General features: G+C 72.7%; 16 protein-coding genes. 12 read left to right on the forward strand and 4 right to left on the reverse strand.

The annotated features are described in order from the left end of the window. Positions 1 to 80: 80 nt before the first annotated feature. The 3 genes from ACFYML_RS27435 (at position 81) to ACFYML_RS27445 (ending at position 3,974) form a co-directional block, all read left to right on the forward strand. Positions 81 to 1,535, forward strand: a complete 1,455-nt coding sequence (locus tag ACFYML_RS27435) for a phosphatidate cytidylyltransferase (RefSeq protein ID WP_387423367.1) — start codon at positions 81 to 83, stop codon at positions 1,533 to 1,535. Positions 1,536 to 1,639: 104 nt separating this feature from the next. Beyond that, positions 1,640 to 2,788 (forward strand): 23S rRNA (adenine(2503)-C(2))-methyltransferase RlmN, encoded by a 1,149-nt coding sequence (gene rlmN / locus ACFYML_RS27440; RefSeq protein ID WP_387423369.1) that lies wholly within the window; start codon positions 1,640 to 1,642, stop codon positions 2,786 to 2,788. A 31-nt stretch (positions 2,789 to 2,819) separates the two neighbouring features. Then, positions 2,820 to 3,974, forward strand: coding sequence for a DivIVA domain-containing protein (locus ACFYML_RS27445; RefSeq protein ID WP_387423370.1), 1,155 nt, complete (start codon positions 2,820 to 2,822; stop codon positions 3,972 to 3,974). 72 nt (positions 3,975 to 4,046) lie between these two features. Here the strand turns inward: ACFYML_RS27445 and ACFYML_RS27450 are convergent, their stop codons facing one another. After that, positions 4,047 to 4,271 carry a DUF2631 domain-containing protein gene (locus ACFYML_RS27450; RefSeq protein ID WP_073832544.1) on the reverse strand — a complete coding sequence of 75 codons (225 nt, stop codon included), beginning with the start codon at positions 4,269 to 4,271 and terminating at the stop codon, positions 4,047 to 4,049. A gap of 89 nt (positions 4,272 to 4,360) precedes the next feature. Here ACFYML_RS27450 and ACFYML_RS27455 point away from each other — a divergent pair, with 89 nt between their 5' ends. Together ACFYML_RS27455 and ACFYML_RS27460 are read left to right on the forward strand one after the other, a co-directional pair. Further along, positions 4,361 to 4,564, forward strand: coding sequence for a hypothetical protein (locus ACFYML_RS27455; protein ID WP_387423371.1), 204 nt, complete (start codon positions 4,361 to 4,363; stop codon positions 4,562 to 4,564). 22 nt (positions 4,565 to 4,586) lie between these two features. Then, a complete protein-coding gene (locus ACFYML_RS27460) occupies positions 4,587 to 6,167 on the forward strand; it encodes a Rieske 2Fe-2S domain-containing protein (protein WP_387423372.1) in 1,581 nt (526 codons plus the stop codon). Between the two features lie 50 nt (positions 6,168 to 6,217). Here ACFYML_RS27460 and ACFYML_RS27465 read toward each other — a convergent pair whose 3' ends face one another. Together ACFYML_RS27465 and ACFYML_RS27470 are read right to left on the reverse strand one after the other, a co-directional pair. Beyond that, entirely contained in the window at positions 6,218 to 7,822 is a 1,605-nt protein-coding gene (locus ACFYML_RS27465; protein ID WP_387423373.1) for a phytoene desaturase family protein, read from the reverse strand. 91 nt (positions 7,823 to 7,913) lie between these two features. Beyond that, a complete protein-coding gene (locus tag ACFYML_RS27470) occupies positions 7,914 to 8,651 on the reverse strand; it encodes a TetR/AcrR family transcriptional regulator (RefSeq protein ID WP_387423374.1) in 738 nt (245 codons plus the stop codon). A gap of 94 nt (positions 8,652 to 8,745) precedes the next feature. Here ACFYML_RS27470 and ACFYML_RS27475 point away from each other — a divergent pair, with 94 nt between their 5' ends. The 6 genes from ACFYML_RS27475 (at position 8,746) to ispG (ending at position 16,084) form a co-directional block, all read left to right on the forward strand. Beyond that, positions 8,746 to 10,920, forward strand: coding sequence for an MMPL family transporter (locus ACFYML_RS27475; protein WP_387423375.1), 2,175 nt, complete (start codon positions 8,746 to 8,748; stop codon positions 10,918 to 10,920). Between the two features lie 129 nt (positions 10,921 to 11,049). Continuing rightward, on the forward strand, positions 11,050 to 11,595 hold the full coding sequence (locus ACFYML_RS27480) for a GNAT family N-acetyltransferase (protein WP_387423376.1): 546 nt from the start codon (positions 11,050 to 11,052) through the stop codon (positions 11,593 to 11,595). Between the two features lie 160 nt (positions 11,596 to 11,755). Continuing rightward, entirely contained in the window at positions 11,756 to 12,400 is a 645-nt protein-coding gene (locus tag ACFYML_RS27485; RefSeq protein WP_387423377.1) for a Uma2 family endonuclease, read from the forward strand. A gap of 43 nt (positions 12,401 to 12,443) precedes the next feature. Further along, positions 12,444 to 13,655, forward strand: coding sequence for a 1-deoxy-D-xylulose-5-phosphate reductoisomerase (dxr, locus tag ACFYML_RS27490; RefSeq protein WP_387423378.1), 1,212 nt, complete (start codon positions 12,444 to 12,446; stop codon positions 13,653 to 13,655). Further along, the gene (locus ACFYML_RS27495) at positions 13,655 to 14,902 is read left to right on the forward strand and encodes a M50 family metallopeptidase (protein WP_387423379.1); all 1,248 of its coding nucleotides are present in this window, start codon (positions 13,655 to 13,657) and stop codon (positions 14,900 to 14,902) included. The genes dxr and ACFYML_RS27495 overlap by 1 nt, the downstream gene beginning before the upstream one ends. A gap of 9 nt (positions 14,903 to 14,911) precedes the next feature. Continuing rightward, positions 14,912 to 16,084: a flavodoxin-dependent (E)-4-hydroxy-3-methylbut-2-enyl-diphosphate synthase gene (ispG, locus tag ACFYML_RS27500; RefSeq protein ID WP_387423380.1), complete on the forward strand. Its 1,173-nt coding sequence runs from the start codon at positions 14,912 to 14,914 to the stop codon at positions 16,082 to 16,084. A 73-nt stretch (positions 16,085 to 16,157) separates the two neighbouring features. Here ispG and ACFYML_RS27505 read toward each other — a convergent pair whose 3' ends face one another. After that, positions 16,158 to 16,844, reverse strand: coding sequence for a winged helix-turn-helix transcriptional regulator (locus ACFYML_RS27505; RefSeq protein WP_387423381.1), 687 nt, complete (start codon positions 16,842 to 16,844; stop codon positions 16,158 to 16,160). Between the two features lie 128 nt (positions 16,845 to 16,972). Between ACFYML_RS27505 and ACFYML_RS27510 the strand changes: the two genes are divergently transcribed. Further along, complete coding sequence (locus ACFYML_RS27510; protein ID WP_387423382.1) at positions 16,973 to 17,794, forward strand: class I SAM-dependent methyltransferase; 822 nt, start codon at positions 16,973 to 16,975, stop codon at positions 17,792 to 17,794. Positions 17,795 to 17,828 lie beyond the last annotated feature (34 nt).

The following is a 17,828-nucleotide window of genomic DNA, read 5'->3' on the forward strand; positions in this document are numbered from 1 at the left end:
CCGGAACAGTCGCGCGTGTAGGGGATGATTTTGATCTTGCGTCATGTGGTGGCTCCCGTACCGCTTCCGCTCGGTACGTGATGTCCCACCCCGACCCCTACAGCGCCGCCGAGCCGCGCGGCTGGGACCGGCCGGCCGGGCTGCCGTGGCCGGAGACTGACGTCGAGCCGGGGCCGTGGCGGCGGCCCGGCGCCCCCGAGGCGTACGCGGAGCCGCACGGTCGGCCCCGCCCCGCCGCCGACCCGTACGCCCGTCCCGGCGACGGGTACGACGCGCCCGGCCGCCGGCCGTACGACGAGCGCCCGGGCCCGGACCGCGACGAGCGCGGCTACCGGGACGATCAGCGCTGGCGCGATGGTCAGGAGTGGCGCGACGGGGGCCGGGGCTACCGCGAGCCCGGCCCGGAGGATCCGCGGTACCGGGACCCGGGCCCGCGAAGCCACGGCGAGGGCGATCCCGGCGACGGTGACCCGCGCGACCGGGGCTACGGCGGCCCCGGGGGTGGGCGCCCCGGCGTGCCGCACGACGAGTACCCCACGGCCCAGATCGCCCCGGTACACGACGACGACTCGACCGCCCAGTTCGCCCCGGTACGCGACGAACCGACCACCCACCTCGCCGGCCGGGACGAGCCGGAGCCGGAGTCGTCGGCCGGTCGGCGCCAGCGCGGCCGCCGGCGGGCCAGCGCGGACCGGCCCCCGACCGCCCAACCGTCGTCGGGGCGGGCCGGCCGTAACCTGCCGGCCGCGATCGCCGTCGGGTTGGCTCTCGGCGCGGCGATCGTGGTGCCGCTCTTCTTCTACCTGCCGGCGTTCCTCGCGGTGATCGCCGCGGCGGTCGGGATCGGCATCTGGGAGATGGCCCGGGCGGTGCGCCGCAGCGGGGCGCACCCGCCGCTGGTGCCGTTGATCGCCGGCGGCGTGATCACCGTCGGGCTGGCCTGGTTCGCCGGCCCGGACGCGCTGAGTCTCGGCCTGCTGGTCACCGTGCTCGGCACGATGATCTGGCGGTTGGGCGACGGCCCCGGCAACTATCAGCGGGACCTGACCGCGGCCACCCTGATCGCGGTGTACGTGCCGTTCCTCGGCGGCTTCGCCGCCATGCTGGCGGCCGCCCCCGGTGACGGGCACCTGCGGGTGCTGGTCACCCTGGTCGCCGTGGTGCTCTCCGATACCGGCGGGTACGCCGCCGGGGTCGCCTTCGGCAAGCACCCGATGGCCCCGACGATCAGCCCGAAGAAGTCCTGGGAGGGCTTCGGCGGCTCGGTGACCGCGGCCGCGGCCGGCAGCGCCCTGCTGCTCTGGCTGCTTCTCGACGTGGCGCCCTGGTGGGGCGCGCTGTTCGGGATGGCGATCTCCGGCGCGGCGGTCCTCGGTGACCTCGCCGAGTCGATGATCAAGCGGGATCTCGGGGTCAAGGACATGAGCAACCTGCTCCCCGGGCACGGCGGCCTGATGGACCGGCTCGACTCGATCCTGTTCGCGGTGCCGACGGCCTACCTGCTGCTGGCGATCTTCGTACCGGTGGTGGGCTGAGGGATGAATCACGTGGGTGGGTGCGCATCCGCCAGCCGGTCGGGGTCGATTCCGCCCCTACGGACAGGTGCGCCCCGCTCCGGGCGTGTCAGACTGGACGCGCCATGACGAGTCTCCCCCTGATCTCCGTAGACCCCGACGCCCGCGGCCGCCGACCGGCGATGCCGCCCCGCCACCTCGCCGACCTGGACCTGCCGGGCCGGCAGGCGCTCGTCGCCGAGCTGGGGGAGCCGACGTTCCGCGCCAAGCAGGTCTCGAACCACTACTTCGGCCGCCTGGTCCGCGACCCCGCGCAGATGACCGACCTGCCGGCGGCCACCCGGGAGCGGCTGGCCGCCACGCTGCTGCCCGCGCTGCTCACCCCGGTACGCGAGCTGGCCTGCGACGACGGCGCGACGCGCAAGGCGCTCTGGCGGCTGCACGACGGTTCGCTGGTGGAGAGCGTGCTGATGGGCTACCCGGACCGGGTCACCGTCTGCATCTCCAGCCAGGCCGGCTGCGGCATGGCCTGCCCGTTCTGCGCCACCGGCCAGGCCGGGCTGACCCGAAACCTCTCCACCGCCGAGATCGTCGACCAGGCGGTCTACCTCGCCGGGGTGGCCGCCTCGGGGGCGGTGGCCGGCTCGCCGCCGCGCCTGTCGCACGTCGTCTTCATGGGCATGGGCGAGCCACTGGCCAACTACTCCCGGGTGGTGGCGGCGATCCGCCGGCTGGTGGCGCCCGCCCCGGAGGGGCTCGGCCTGTCCCAGCGGCACATCACCGTCTCCACGGTCGGGCTGGTCCCGGCCATCCGCCGACTGGCCAGCGAAGACCTGGCGGTGACTCTTGCGTTGTCGCTGCACGCCCCCGATGATGAGCTGCGCGACGAACTCGTCCCGGTCAACCAGCGCTGGAAGGTGTCCGAGGTGCTGGACGCGGCGTGGGAATACGCAGCTACGACGGGCCGTCGCGTGTCGATCGAGTACGCGATGATCAAGGACGTGAACGACCAGCCGTGGAGAGCCGATCTGCTCGGACGGCTACTGGCCGGCAAGCTGGCCCACGTGAACCTCATCCCACTCAACCCGACTCCGGGCAGCCGCTGGGACGCCAGCCCGAAGCCGGTCGAGCGGGAGTTCGTCCGGCGGTTGCGCGAAGCCGGGGTCTCGACCACGGTGCGGGACACCCGGGGGCGCGAGATCGACGGCGCGTGTGGGCAGCTCGCCGCCGCCGAGGACAGGGACACCGACCCACCGCGCAAGGCAACGGTGTGACCGGGCGTAGCGAACGAGACCAGGAGACATAGTGGCGAGTCAGGGTCAGCGTTTCCGGCGTAAGGCGCTCCGCCGGGGATACAAGGTTGACGAGGTGGACGCCTTCCTGGACCGGGTGGAGGCGACGCTCGCCGGTCAGCCGGTCGGCGCGCCCGTGGCCTCCCAGGAGGTCCACGACGTCGTCTTCCGGGTCCGGTTCAACGGCTACGACGAGTGGCAGGTCGACCTGCACCTCGACCGGGTGGAGCGGCAGCTGGCCGAGCTGGAGGAACGCGGCGGCGTTCCGGGCGGGCGCGGCGGCGACCCCCGGATGAGCGACCGGCTGGGCCCGCCGATGCGCGACGACCGGGGCCTGTCCCCGGCGCCGCAGCCGCCGCCCCGGCCGATGCCCGCACAGCCCGGCCCGCCCGACCGCTACGGCAGCCGCTACGACGAGCCGGTCGGCGCCGGCCGCTACGACGACCCCACCGGCGGCGGCCGCTACGACGAGCCCACCGGCGGCGGTCGTTACGACGAGCCCACCGGCGCCTTCGCCGGTGGCTACGACGGCCCACGCGGGTACGACGCGCCGCGTGGCCCCGCCGGCCCGGGGCCGATGGGTCCCAACGCTCCGATGGGGCACGGCGGCCCGCCCTCCCGCGGCCTGCCCCCGGGCCCCGGCGGCTACGGCCCGGACGAGCGGTTCGACGGTTTCGAGGCCGGCCGGCGCGGTCGCCCCGACATGACCGCCGAGATCCGGATGCCCGACCGGGACCCGCGTGACCTGCGTGGCCGTGGCCCGGCCGGCCCGCCGCACCTGCCGCAGCAGGGCTTCGGGGGTGGCCCGGGCATGCCCGGCCCGCCGATGGCCGGTCCGCCCGTCGCGGGGCCGCCGATGGCCGGTCCGCCGGTCGCGGGGCCGCCGATGGTCGGCCCGCCGATGGCTGGCCCGCCCGGCAGCGATCTCTACCGGGTGGATCAGATCCGGCGCAGCTTCCAGGTCCGCCGTTTCGGCAGCGGGTACGACCCGGATCAGGTCGACCGGTTCTTCGACAGCCTGCTCGGCGGGATGCAGGGCCGCAACCCGATGCCGGTGAACCCGAACGACCTGGACACCCTGCGCTTCGGGCTGGTGCCGGGCGGCTACTTCGAGGCCGAGGTCGACGCCGCTCTCAAGGACGTGCAGGACATCCTGCTCGGCCGCTGATCCGCAGACGACGAGGGCCCGCCCCGGTTGGGGGCGGGCCCTCGGGCGTACCGGTCGAGCGCGAGCGCCGGATCAGGAACGCAGGCCGTTGCGGCGCAGCACCGCGTCGCCGAGCACGATGGCCAACAGCAGCGCGGCGATCCCGAGCAGCCAGATGTCCTCGACCTTGCCCTCGTGGTTGCCGCAGAGCGCCATGATCACCAACACCACCGCCGACAGCACCGCCCCGATCCGTCCGGACTTGCGGTGTCCGGGCTTGTGCTGATCTGGCGCGGTTACCGGCTCGCTTCCTGCCACTGTCGGTCCTTCCCTCGCGATCGGATCTCCGGTTAGTCTGGCACGCCCCGTGTCGCGCCCGGCGCAGGGTCCGGCCTGATGGGGGACGCGTGACCCGCGAGGACGATCGGGAGCTGCTCAAGGCGGCGTACGAGGCGTGGGATCTGGAGGACTGGGCGCCGGAGTTGGACGGGATCGGTGCGGGGCTGAGCCGCCCGGGCCGGTGGACCTGCCCGCACCAGGGCGGAAGGGCACTACCGGCGTCGCGGGTCGGGGACCACACTGCCTCCGGTAGCGTCGGGACGTACGCCTGATTGCCTTTCGAGGGGGACTACGGTGCGAGTGACCGGTACGGGACATGCCAGCATGCGGATCGACACGGCCGCGGGCAGCATCCTGTGCGACCCGTGGGTCAATCCCGCCTATTTCGCCTCCTGGTTCCCTTTCCCTGACAATTCGCAGCTCGACTGGGAGTCCCTCGGCCAGGTCGACTACCTCTATGTGTCGCACCTGCACCGGGACCACTTCGACGCGAAGCACCTGCGCGACCACATCTCGAAGGACGTCACTGTCCTGCTGCCCGAGTTCCCCACCTCCGAGATGGAGGACGAGCTGCGGGAACTGGGCTTCACCAAGTTCCTCAAAGCGCCGAACGAGCAGGTCGTCGAGCTGCCCGGTGGCCTGAAGATCATGATCCAGGCGCTCACCAGCCCGACCGACGGCCCGATCGGTGACTCCTCGCTCTGGGTCGAGTACGACGGTGTCCGGCTGCTCAACCAGAACGACGCCCGCCCGGCCGACCTGAGCGTCTTCGCCGAGCTGGGCCACGTGCACGCGCACCTGCTGCAGTTCTCCGGCGCGATCTGGTACCCGATGGTCTACGAGCTGCCGCAGGCGGCGAAGACCGCGTTCGGCAAGCAGAAGCGGGATCGGCAGTTCGACCGCACCTGGCGCTACATCGACGACCTGAAGGCCGACCACGTCTTCCCGATCGCCGGCCCGCCCTGCTTCCTCGACGACACGCTGTGGCAGTTCAACGACATCTTCGGCGACGAGGGCAACATCTTCCCCGACCAGTCGGTCTTCCTGGAGGAGTACGCCAAGGTCGGCGGCACCAACGGCATCGTGCTGCTGCCGGGCAGCGTCGCGGAGATCACCACCGAGGGGGCGAGCACCACCCACCCGGTGCCGGTGGCCGAGTTCTTCGCCAACAAGGTGGCCCACCTGGAGGAGATGCGGGAGCGCAAGCGCCCGATCATCGAGGCCGAGAAGCAGTCCTGGCGGCACCCGGAGCTCGACGTGCTCGGCGAGATGAAGCGCCGGATCGAGCCGCTGCTGGACGAGTCGATCTACCTGGCCAAGGGCGTCGGCGGGCCGGTCCGCTTCGACCTGGTCGGCTACGACGGAGAAAGTGTCGAGTCGATCGTGGTGGACTTCCCGGGCAAGGAGGTCCGGCCGTACGCGGACGAGAAGGTCCGTTACCGGTTCCGTACCGAGCGGGCGCTGATCGAGCACCTGCTGCACATCGGCGAGGTGGACTGGGTCAACTCGCTCTTCCTGTCCTGCCGCTTCTCGGCGGCCCGGATCGGCCAGTACAACGAGTTCGTCTACGCGTTCTTCAAGTGCCTGTCCGAGGAGCGCCTCCAGTACGCGGAGGGCTGGTACGACGAGCACGAGCGGGCCGTCGACGCGGAGGACATCACGCTGGACGGCTGGGTGGTCCAGCGGCGCTGCCCGCACCTCAAGGCGGACCTGAGCCGGTTCGGCGTCGTCGACGGCGATCAGCTCACCTGCCAGCTGCACGGCTGGCGGTTCGACATGGCCAGCGGCCGCTGCCTGACCAGCGTCGGCCACAAGATCCGCGCGCACCGCGCCGACGCCGACACCCCGGCCCCGGCCGGCGAGGCGATCAGCTGACCCCCGTCCGGCGTTGAGCAGGGGCCTTTCGTAGCAGGCCCCTGCTCACCTCAGCGGCCCAGGTCGGCGAGGATGCGCTGGGCGGCGTTGTGGCCGGCCGCGCCGATCACGCTGCCGGCCGGGTGGCAGCCGGCGCTGCCCGCGTACACCCCGTCGACGCCAGTGGCGTACGGCATCCGGTCGGTGAACGAGACGGTGTTGTCGACGTGGTGGATGTGGCCGCCGGTGATGCCGAAGTGCGCCTCGATGCCGGGCGGGGGCAGCGGCACCGCATCGGCGATCAGGTCGCCGGTGCCGGGGGCGTACCGCTCGCAGATCGCCACCAGCTTGTCGACGTAGCCGGGCAGCGCCTCGTCCCAGGTGGTGCCGGAAAGCTCGTACGGGACCGACTGCACGAACAGCGCCGAGGAGTGGTGCCCGGCGTCGTCGGCCAGCGACGGGTCGACCGTGGTGTGCAGGTACCACTCGATGGTCGGCTCCTCCGGCAGCCGCCCGGCCTGCACGTCCGCCCACATGGCGCGCAGCGCGGCCATCGGCGACTCGCCGCCCTGCCCGACCAGCGACGACGAGCCGGGCAGCAGGTGGATGGTGGAGCCGAACGGGCTTGGCGCGTCCGCCGGCAGGCAGGAGAACCGGGGCAGGCCGCGCAGCGCCAGGTTCAGCTTGAGCGTGGTGCCGGGACGGCGGACCGCCGCCATCCGCTCGGCCAGCGGCGCCGGGAGCGCGCCGTCGGGCAGCAGCTCCATCAACCGGTACGGGTCACAGGCCCCGAGCACCACCGAGGCGGCCACCTCCCGCCCGTCGGCGAGCACCACGCCGGATGCCGCGCCGCCGGCCAGGGTGATCTCCGTGACCGGCGTACCGGTCAGGATGCGGGCACCGGCGACGCGGGCGGCCTCGGCGAAGGTCCGGGAGACCGTGCCCATGCCGCCCTGGGCGATCATCCAGGTGCCGCCCGAGCCGGGCAGCCGGCACATGTTGTGCACCAGGAAGTTGTGCCCGGTGCCGGGGTCGTCCGGGCCGGCGTTGAGGCCGGAGAGGCCGTCGGTGACCGCGTACATGCTGACCAGCAGCTCGGAGCGGAAGTCGAAGCGGGCCAGGTAGTCGGCGACCGAGCCGCGGACCAGGTCCGCGAAGACCTGCCGGAGCGCCGGGCGGACGTACCGCTCGGCGGTCTCCGCCACCGGCAGCGGCTCGGCCAGCCAGGCCGGCGCCAGGTCCTCGCGAAGCTGGGCCAGCTCGGCCTGGAGCGCGTCGTCGGCGGCCGCGTCGGCGGGGGAGAACATCTCCGCGAGCTGCTGCCGGCTCGCCGCGGCGTCGCTGCCGAAGAGCAGGTACGGCGCGCCGAGCCCGCCCGGGGTGGGTAGGAAGTAGTGCGGGTCGCGGCGCAGCACCGGGATGCTCACGTCGAGCGTGGCGAGCAGCTCCGGCGGCATCAACCCGAGCAGGTACGAGCCGGTGGAGTGGCGCAGGCCGGGCACCTTCGGGAACGGGCTCTCGGTCCGGGTCGCCCCGCCGATCACCTCGGCCGCCTCCAGCACCAGCACGTCGAGGCCGGCGCGGGCCAGCAGGATCGCCGAGACCAGACCGTTGTGCCCGGAGCCGACCACGACGACGTCGGCGCGGGACGGCAGCTCACTCAGTCGCTCGCTCATGCGGCCACCTCGCTTCGCTCGGCGACCGCATGAGGCTCCATTGCACTGTGCCTGATGATTCGCTCGCTGCGCTCGCTCATGTCCGGGCAGCCTAGTGGCGCGCGCCTCCTTCGGGGAGGGTGTCGCCGGGTTCGGCCGGGCGGAACTGGAGGAGCTGGCTGATCAGCTCGGTCTCGAAGAGCGCCTCCGGCTCGTCGACCGCCCAGCCGAGGTGGCCGAAGACCTCCATGGCGACCAGGCCGTAGAGGCGGGTCCAGGCGGAGAGGAAGGCGTACGCGATCTCGATCGGCAGCGGGCCGTGGTTGGTCGCCAGCGGGGCGAGGTGCCCGCCGAGCCGCTCCTGGAGCAGCTCCACCGGTGGGATCGGCAGCCGGCTGCCCCGGGTGAGTTCCACGAACGGAGTGAGGAAGACCGCCCCGAGGCGCGCCCCGGGGTGGTCGGGGTTGTCGCACTGGTCGGCGAACTCGATCACCCCGGGGACCGGGTTGCCGAAGATCAGGGTGAACTCGGCGGGGTGCCCGACGGCCCACCGTCGCAGCGCCCGGCACATCTCGAGGAGCTGGCCGGCCGGATCAGGGCCGGACGCGTCCCGGGCCGCCTCGACCTCCTGGCGCAGCTCGTCGTAGAGGTCGCCGGCGAGCCCGGCGATCAGCGCCTCCAGGCTGGGGAAGTACCGGTAGATCGCCGGGGCGGTCATGCCCATGTCCCGGGCGATCGCCCGCAGCGAGACCGCCTCGATCCCGCCGGTCACCAGCAGCCGCCGGGCCCCGTCCTTGATCTCGGACAGGGTCGCCGTACGCAGGCGTTCCCGCCGGGTGGGTGCGGTCATCCGTCGACCCCCTTGACCGGAGCGAACGCCGTTGACATAGTAAACGCCGTTCACTCAAATGATTCATGCTTACCGGATACGACCTTAACGGTCGGTGAGGGGGAAGGCGATGTTCGCCTGGTGGGGGCGAGTGGTGGTACGGGCCCGGTGGGCGGTGCTGGCCGCCGCCGTGGCACTCGTGGTGCTCGGCTCCACCTGGGGTGCCGGGGTCTTCGGCGAGCTGACCGGGGGTGGGTTCGACGACCCGGCCAGCGAGACCAGCCGCACCGCCGCGCGGATCACCAGCGAGCTGGGCCGGCAGGGCGCCGACGTGGTCGTGCTGTGGTCCAGCGACACCGCCACCGTGGACCAGCCGGCGTTCCGCGATCCGGTCACCGCCACGGTGGCCGGGCTGCGCGGGCGGTCCGCGGTGACCAGCGTGACCACCTGGTACGACAGCCCGGCCCCGGCGCTGGTCGCCACCGACCGGCGGGCCACCTACGCACTCGTCCGGCTCACCGGCGCGGACGAGGACGCGCGGGCCGCGCAGTTCGAGGCGCTGCGCCCCGCGCTGGACGCCCCCGGGCTGCGCACCGAGGTCGGCGGCGCGGTCGCCTTCCAGCACTACGCCAACACGCAGACCACCGAGGACATCACCCGCGCCGAGGCGCTGTCCCTGCCGGTGCTGCTGGTGCTCCTCGTGCTGATCTTCGGTGGACTGGTCGCCGCCACCACCCCGCTGCTCATCGGCGGGCTCGCCATCCTGGGCGCCTTCGTCGCGGTACGCCTGGTGAACCTGTTCACCGACGTGTCGATCTTCGCGATCAACATCATCACGTTGATCGGCCTCGGCATGGCCGTCGACTACGCCCTTTTCGTGGTCAGCCGGTTCCGCGAGGAACTCGCCGCCGGGCACGACACCGGCGAGGCGATCCGCCGCACCATGGCCACCGCCGGCCGGACCGTGCTGGTCTCCGGGCTCACCGTCGCCCTGGCCCTGGCCAGCCTGCTGATCTTCCCGCAGGCCTTCCTCCGCTCGATGGGGCTCGGTGGCGTGGCCGCCGTCCTGGTCGCCATGCTGGCCGCGTTGACCGTGCTGCCGGCCCTGCTCGCGGTGCTCGGCCACCGGATCGACGCGGTGCGCGTACCCCTGCCGAGGTGGCGCGGGGCGCGGCGGGCCGGGCCGGCGGAGGCCGGCGCGGGCGGCGCCTGGGCCCGGATCGCGCGGAGCGTGATGCGCAGCCCGGTGCGCTACCTGGTCGGGGTCGCGCTGGTGCTCGTCGTGCTGGCCACGCCGTTCCTGCGGATCACCTTCGGCGGCTTCGACGAGCGGGTGCTGCCGGCGGACGCCGCGCCCCGGGTGGTCTCCGAACGGATCGCCGCCGAGTTCCCCGGCGGCCAGGTCGCCCCGATCGACGTGCTGGTCTCCGGGGCGCCGGCCGAGGTGGCGCGCGGCTTCGCCGACCGGATCGCGGCGGTGCCGGGGGTGACCGGGGTGCAGGTCGCCGCCCAGCGTGGGGAGAGCACGCTGCTCTCGGTGAGCTACCCCGGCGAACCGACCGGCGACACCGCCCAGCGGCTGGTCCGCGACCTGCGCGACCTGCCCGGCCCGGCCGGGGCCGAGGTGCTGGTCGGCGGGCGGCCCGGCGCCGACCGGGACCTGCTGGACAGCCTCGGTGACCGGCTGCCCTGGATGGCACTGCTGATGGCCGCCGCCACGCTGGTGCTGCTCTTCCTCGCCTTCGGCTCGGTGGTGCTGCCGGTCAAGGCGGTGCTGATGAACCTGCTCTCGATCGGCGCGTCGTTTGGCGTGGTGGTCTGGATCTTCCAGGACGGCCACCTGGCCGGCCTGCTCGGCTTCACCCCGACCGGCTTCATCGAGCCGAGCAACCCGATCCTCATGCTCGCGGTGCTCTTCGGGCTGGCCACCGACTACGAGGTGTTCCTGCTCTCCCGGGTCCGGGAGGAGTGGGACCGCACCGGCGACAACACCGCAGCGGTGGCCGGCGGCCTCCAGCGCACCGGGCGGATCATCACCGCCGCCGCGCTGCTGCTGATCATCGTGGTGGCCGGCTTCACCACCGGCGGCATGTCATACATCAAGCTCATCGGGGTCGGCATGATCGTCGCGATCGTGGTCGACGCGACCCTGGTCCGGGCCCTGCTGGTGCCGGCGACCATGCGCCTGCTCGGCCGCTGGAACTGGTGGGCCCCCGGCCCGCTGGCCCGGGTCCACCGCCGCTACGGCATCCGCGAGGCCGAGCCAGCCCCTCCCGTCCCAGTCCCCTGACCACGCCCGCCCGACTGGCCCTCTCGTTGATCAAGAAGTTTGCGTCGGTGAACGCTTCTCACGCGACGCAAACTCCTTGGTCAACTCGCGAGGGTCTGGCGGGGGTGGGGGGACGGGCTACGATGCCTCGTGATGATCGCCTCGACCGAGCGGCTGGTGGTCCGCGACTGGACCGACGCGCCCGACGACCTGGCCCGGATCTACGACATCTACTCGCGGGACGAGGTGATGCGCTGGCTGGGCGGGGGCAAGGGGCGGATGACCGACCCGGCCGAGGCGGCGGAGCGGGTACGCGCCTGGCGGGACCGGTACGACCCGTACGGCGGCCGGTGGGGCCTCTGGGCGATCGAGCCGCGCGACGCGGGCCGGGCGGCCGGCAGCGTCCTGCTGAAGCCCCTGCCCGGGCGGGACGGGGTCACGCCGACCGACGACATCGAGGTCGGCTGGCACCTGCACCCCGACTCGCAGGGCCACGGCTATGCCACCGAGGCGGCCCGGGCCGTGCTGGACCGCGAGTTCGCCACCGGCACCCGGCAGGTCTACGCGGTGGTGATGGCGGGCAACGAGCCGTCGATGGCGGTGGCCCGGCGGCTCGGCATGACCTACCTCGGCATCCGCACCGACTGGTACGGCGGCGTCGACCTGGAGACCTTCGTGCTGCGCGCCGATTCGTAGCCGTTCGGCGGAGATCAACAGGTGGGGTACCGGTCCTGCGGGTGGACCGCTCGGCGGGAACCGAGGCGTGCCGACGCACAGGTTGTGCGATCCGGCCGGGCTCGGGGCGGCGCGACTAGGGTGGTGGGTAGCACGATGTTCCGCTGAGGGGGTGAGCCCGGTGGCCCAGGCCGCTTACGCGCCGGAACCGGCGCCGCAGCATGGTGAGCCGTCGTTCGACGTGCTGCGCTGGCACGACGAGCCGTGGACCGCCCAGCTCGCCCTCGAGCTGTTGCCGGAGACCAACGGCCCCAAGGTCGAGGTCCTGAGCGGAAGCGTGATCGTGACACCACACGCGGGAATCGACCATCAGTCGGTCGAGCGGGAGCTGCCCTACCTGCTGCACCGAGCCGCCCGTCGAGCCGGGCTCTGGGTCTATCCCGAGATCAACCTGGTCTCGGGCAAGGACCTGTTCATCCCGGACATCGCGGTGCTCCGGACCTCCGGAGGCGGCCGATCCGCCGTCGACATCCGACAGGCCGTGCTGCTCGGTGAGATCGTGTCGCCGGGCAACCGGCGCAAGGACGTGATCGACCGGCCCCGGGAGTACGCCGCCGCCGGCGTGCCCTTCTTCCTCCGGGTCGACCTGCGTAACCGGGTTCCCGCCATGGCGCTCTACGAGCTCGTGGAGGGGGAGTACCGCCCGCTCGCCGCCGCCGCGGCCGGCAGCACCTTTGTCATGAACCAGCCGTTCGAGTTCTCCGTCGATCCGGCCGACCTCCTCGACGAGGAGTCCCCGGTCGAGGGATCGGACGACGCAAACTGAGCCTCCCAGCGGACGCTCAGCGGCGCTGGGGAAGAATGGGCGGGTGAGTTCTCTCCGCGAACTTGTCCTGCTCGGCTCGACCGGCTCGATCGGTACCCAGGCCATCGACATCATCCGACGTAACCCGGACCGGTTCCGGGTGGTGGCGCTCGGCGCCGGTGGCGGCAACGTGGACCTGCTCGCCGCGCAGGCCCTGGAGTTGGGCGTCGAGGTGGTCGGCGTGGCGAAGGCCTCCGCCGCCCAGGACCTCCAGCTCGCCTTCTATTCAGAGGCGAGCCGGCGTGGCTGGGCCACCGGCGACTTCAAGCTGCCCAAGATCGTGGCCGGGCCGGACGCGATGACCGAGCTGGCCGGGTGGCCGTGCGACGTGGTGCTCAACGGGGTGGTCGGCTCGCTCGGGCTGGCGCCGACCCTGGCCGCGCTGCGCGCCGGGCGTACCCTCGCGCTCGCCAACAAGGAGTCGCTGGTGGCCGGCGGCCCCCTGGTGAAGGCCGCGGTGCGGCGGCCGGGGCAGATCGTCCCGGTGGACTCGGAGCACTCGGCGCTGGCGCAGTGCCTGCGCGGCGGCACCCGGGGCGAGGTACGCCGGCTCGTGGTGACCGCCAGCGGCGGGCCGTTCCGGGGCCGGCGGCGGGACGAGCTCACCGAGGTCACGCCGGAGCAGGCCCTGGCCCACCCGACCTGGAACATGGGCCCGGTGGTCACGATCAACTCCGCCACCATGGTCAACAAGGCCCTCGAGGTGATCGAGGCGCACGAGCTGTTCGACGTGCCGTACGCCGACATCGAGGTGATGGTCCACCCCCAGTCGGTGATCCACTCGATGGTCGAGTTCACCGACGGCTCCACCCTCGCCCAGGCCAGCCCGCCGGACATGCGGCTGCCCATCGCGCTCGGCCTCGGCTGGCCCGACCGGGTGCCCGAGGCCGCCGCCGCGGTCGACTGGACCAGGGCGCACAGCTGGGAGTTCTTCCCCCTCGACGACGCCGCCTTCCCGGCGGTCGCCCTGGCGAAGGCGGCCGGGGAGGCCGGGCGCTGCCGCCCGGCGATCTACAACGCGGCGAACGAGGAGTGCGTGGCGGCGTTCGTCGCCGGGCGGCTGCCGTTCCTCGGCATCGTCGACACCCTCCAGCGTGTGCTGGAGGACGCTCCGGAATTCGACGAACCGGGTACCGTCGAGGACGTGCTCGCCGCCGAGTCGTGGGCACGGGGGTACGCCCAGAAGATCATCTTCGGGTCGGTGGAAGGAGCTTGATGGCAAACCTGCTCGGGGTGGTGCTCTTCGCCGTGTTCATCCTCGTCTCGGTGAGCCTGCACGAGGCGGGGCACATGCTCACCGCCAAGGCGTTCGGGATGAAGGTCACCCGATACTTCGTGGGCTTCGGCCCGACGCTGTGGTCGTTCCGGCGGGGCGAGACCGAGTACGGCATCAAGGGCATCCCGCTCGGCGGCTTCTGCAAGATCGTCGGGATGACCCCGCAGGACGACGACGTCGAGCCGGCCGACCAGCCGCGCGCCATGTGGCGGTACCCGGTCTGGAAGCGGACGATCGTGATGTCCGCCGGCTCCATCACCCACTTCGCCCTGGCCCTGGGCGCGCTCTGGGTCATGGCGATCTCTGTCGGCCTGCCCAACCCCAAGGCCCCGACGACCGAGGCGGGCTTCAAGGCCGAACCGGCGGTCATCGCCCTGGCCCCGTGCGTGGTGGTGGAGAACGCCAACCGCGCCTGCCAGGCCGGCGACCCGGCCAGCCCGGCCGCGAAGGCCCAGCTCAAGGACGGCGACCGGATCACCGCGGTCAACGGCAAGCCGGTCTCCACCTGGGGCGACATGCTCGACGTGGTCCGCGCCACCAAGCCGGGCACGGCCACCGTCGACTACCTCCGAGACGGCAAGCCGGCCACCGCCACCGTCGACCTCGCGGCCGTGCAGCGCCCGCCGCTCGGTGACCCGAAGGGTGCCATCTCGTCGGTCGCCGCGCTCGGCGTCGGGCTCCGGCCCACCACGCCGGCCCGGATCGAGTACGGTCCGGTCGCCGCGATCGGCGCCACCGCCGACTTCACCGGCACCATGGCGGTGCAGACCGCGCACGCCATGCAGCGGATCCCGCAGAAGGTGCCCGCCCTGTGGACGGCGATCACCGGCGGCGAGCGGGACATGGACACCCCGATCAGCGTGGTCGGCGCCAGCCGACTCGGTGGCGAGTTCGTGGCGAACGACGCCTGGTACGGGTTCTTCATGCTCTTCGTCTCGCTGAACTTCTTCATCGGGGTGTTCAACCTGCTGCCGCTGCTCCCGCTGGACGGCGGGCACATCGCGATCGCCTGGTTCGAGCGGGTCCGGTCCTGGCTCTACGCACGCCTGCGCCGCCCGGACCCGGGTCGCGTCGACTACCTCAAGCTCATGCCCATCACGTACGCGGTGATCCTCATCGGTGGCGCGTTCACGCTGCTGACCGTCACCGCGGACGTCATCAACCCGATCACGCTCTTCTCAAGGTGAGTGCCTGAAGTGACCGCTGTCAGTCTCGGTATGCCGCCCGTACCGCCGCCGCCGCTCGCCCCGCGCCGGGCCAGCCGCCAGATCATGGTCGGCTCGGTGCCGGTCGGTGGGGGCGCGCCGGTCTCGGTGCAGTCGATGACCACCACCCTGACCGCCGACATCAACGCGACGCTGCAGCAGATCGCCGAGCTCACCGCGTCCGGCTGCCAGATCGTCCGGGTCGCCGTGCCCTCGCAGGACGACGTGGAGGCGCTGCCGGCGATCGCGAAGAAGTCGCAGATCCCGGTGATCGCCGACATCCACTTCCAGCCGAAGTACGTGTTCGCCGCGATCGACGCCGGCTGCGCGGCGGTCCGGGTGAACCCGGGCAACATCCGGCAGTTCGACGACAAGGTCAAGGAGATCGCCAAGGCCGCCGGCGACGCGGGCGTGCCGATCCGGATCGGCGTGAACGCCGGCTCGCTGGACAAGCGGCTGCTGGCCAAGTACGGCAAGGCCACCGCCGAGGCGCTGGTCGAGTCGGCGCTCTGGGAGTGCTCGCTCTTCGAGGAGCACGGCTTCCGGGACATCAAGATCTCGGTCAAGCACAACGACCCGGTGGTGATGATCCGCGCGTACCGGCAGCTCGCCGAGAAGTGCGACTACCCGCTGCACCTGGGTGTCACCGAGGCCGGCCCCGCGTTCCAGGGCACCATCAAGTCGGCGGTCGCCTTCGGCGCGCTGCTGGCCGAGGGGATCGGCGACACCATCCGGGTCTCCCTCTCCGCCCCGCCGGTCGAGGAGATCAAGGTCGGCACCGCGATCCTGGAGTCGCTGGGCCTGCGCGAGCGGGGCCTGGAGATCGTCTCCTGCCCGTCCTGCGGGCGGGCCCAGGTGGACGTCTACAAGCTGGCCGAGGAGGTCACCGCCGGCCTGGAGGGGCTTCCGGTGCCGCTGCGCGTCGCCGTCATGGGCTGCGTGGTGAACGGCCCGGGCGAGGCCCGGGAGGCCGACCTCGGCGTCGCCTCCGGCAACGGCAAGGGCCAGATCTTCGTGAAGGGCCAGGTCATCAAGACCGTCCCCGAGGGGCAGATCGTGGAGACCCTGATCGAGGAGGCGCTCCGGCTCGCCGCCGAGATGGGCGCCGAGATCCCCGAGGAGCTCCGCGACCTGGTCCCCGGAGCCACCGTCACCGTGCACTGAGCGCGGATCCGCCACGACGTGCGGCTGTCCCCGCCGGGGGCAGCCGCACGTGTCGTTTCCGGCCGGTCCGGGGTCAGGCCCGCACCGTCGGCCTGGGCACGGCGGCGAACTCGGAGAGGGTGAACCACCGGGGCAGGGCCCGGCGGAGCGCCTCCGGGCCGGCCACCTGCACCGCGCCGCCGCGCAGCGCCTCCGGCCAGCTCAGGTCGCCGAGCCAGACCTGCACCAGGCCACGCAGGCTCGCGCGCACCGTCACGGAAACCTCGTGGCCCGGGTCCACGTCGCAGACGTCGGCCTCCCCGGCAGTGATGACGAGCCACCAGTCCCGCAGGTCGGCCGGCACGTCGTGGAAGCGGAACTGGACGACGGTCCGCCCGTCCGGGACGGCGCCGTGGTCGACGTGGCGGTGCATGTCCCACAGCAGCAGCTTCGGGTCCAGGTCCGCGTCACCCAGCTCACCGATCCAGCGGACGCCCCACGCGCCGAGCGCCTCGAGCACCGGCCGCAGCTCCCGCCCCGCCTGGGTCGGGACGTACCGCACGTCGGGGCCCTCGACGTGCCGCTCCACGACGCCGGCCCGGACGAGCTGGTGCAGTCGCCGGGACAGCAGGCTGGGCGACATCCGGGGCAGGCCGCGGCGCACCTCGTTGAACCGCTCGGACCCGCTCACCAACTCCCGGATCACGAGCAGCGTCCACCGCTCGTCGAGCAGCTCCATGGCCTTCGCGACGGGGCAGAACTGGTGGTAGGAGGCCCCCATGGCCGGCACGCTACGCCGGTGCCGCCGGCCGGACCAGGAACCTGTCGGGACCGGTACACATCTCGTACTAGGTTGCCGGTTGCTCGCTGCCTACCGTCCGTGGTGAAGGACGAGGCAGAGGAGCAGCGATGATCGAGTCGATGGAGCGGGATCGGGCCGTGAAGGCCGGGCACCGCCAGATGTGGGCGCTCGGCAGCTACGCCACCGTCGCCGCGGAGGTCATCCCGGAGCTAGGGGCGACCCTGATCCAGGCGGCCGGCGTCGGCCCCGGCGACCGGGTGCTGGACGTCGCCGCCGGGACCGGCAACGCGGCCATTCCGGCGGCGCTGGCCGGGGCCGACGTGGTCGCCAGCGACCTGACGCCTGAGCTGCTGGAGATCGGGCGGACGCTCGCCGCGGCGCGCGGCGCCGAGCTGACCTGGCAGCAGGCCGACGCCGAGGCGCTCCCGTACGCCGACGGCGAGTTCGACCGGGTCCTGTCCTGCGTGGGCGTGATGTTCGCGCCCCGGCACCAGGCCGGCGCCGACGAACTGGTCCGGGTCTGTCGCCCGGGTGGCACGATCGGCCTGGTCAACTGGACGCCCGAGGGGTTCATCGGGCAGATGTTCGCCACCATGAAGCCGTACGCCCCACCGCCACCGCCGGGCGCGCAGCCCCCGCCGCTGTGGGGGAGCGAGGACCACGTCCGCGCGCTGCTCGGGGACCGGGTCACCGACGTCGTCACCCGCCGTCAGGCGGTCACGGTGGACCGGTTCGCCGGCCCGGAGGCGTTCCGGGACTTCTTCAAGGCCCACTACGGACCGACGATCGCGGTCTACCGGGCGATCGCCGGCGACCCCGACCGGGTCGCCGCACTGGACCAGGACCTCGCCGACCTGGCGCGGCGGCACTTCGAGGCCGGGGTGATGCGGTGGGAGTACCTGCTGGTCACCGCGCGCCGGCGCGGCTGACCGGACGCCGGCGCCGGCCGGGGTGGTCGGGTCC

The sequence above is a fragment of the Micromonospora sp. NPDC007230 genome, from assembly GCF_042869115.1.
GTDB lineage: Bacteria > Actinomycetota > Actinomycetes > Mycobacteriales > Micromonosporaceae > Micromonospora.

Bases quoted from the DNA above. Each gene is read 5' to 3' on its own strand.
- rlmN (WP_387423369.1), top strand. From the start codon at position 1,640: ATGACGAGTCTCCCCCTGATCTCCGTAGACCCCGACGCCCGCGGCCGC.
- ACFYML_RS27495 (WP_387423379.1), top strand. From the start codon at position 13,655: ATGGCAAACCTGCTCGGGGTGGTGCTCTTCGCCGTGTTCATCCTCGTC.
- ACFYML_RS27470 (WP_387423374.1), bottom strand. From the start codon at position 8,651: ATGACCGCACCCACCCGGCGGGAACGCCTGCGTACGGCGACCCTGTCC.
- ACFYML_RS27435 (WP_387423367.1), top strand. From the start codon at position 81: ATGTCCCACCCCGACCCCTACAGCGCCGCCGAGCCGCGCGGCTGGGAC.
- ACFYML_RS27465 (WP_387423373.1), bottom strand. From the start codon at position 7,822: ATGAGCGAGCGACTGAGTGAGCTGCCGTCCCGCGCCGACGTCGTCGTG.
- ACFYML_RS27510 (WP_387423382.1), top strand. From the start codon at position 16,973: ATGATCGAGTCGATGGAGCGGGATCGGGCCGTGAAGGCCGGGCACCGC.
- ACFYML_RS27505 (WP_387423381.1), bottom strand. From the start codon at position 16,844: ATGGGGGCCTCCTACCACCAGTTCTGCCCCGTCGCGAAGGCCATGGAG.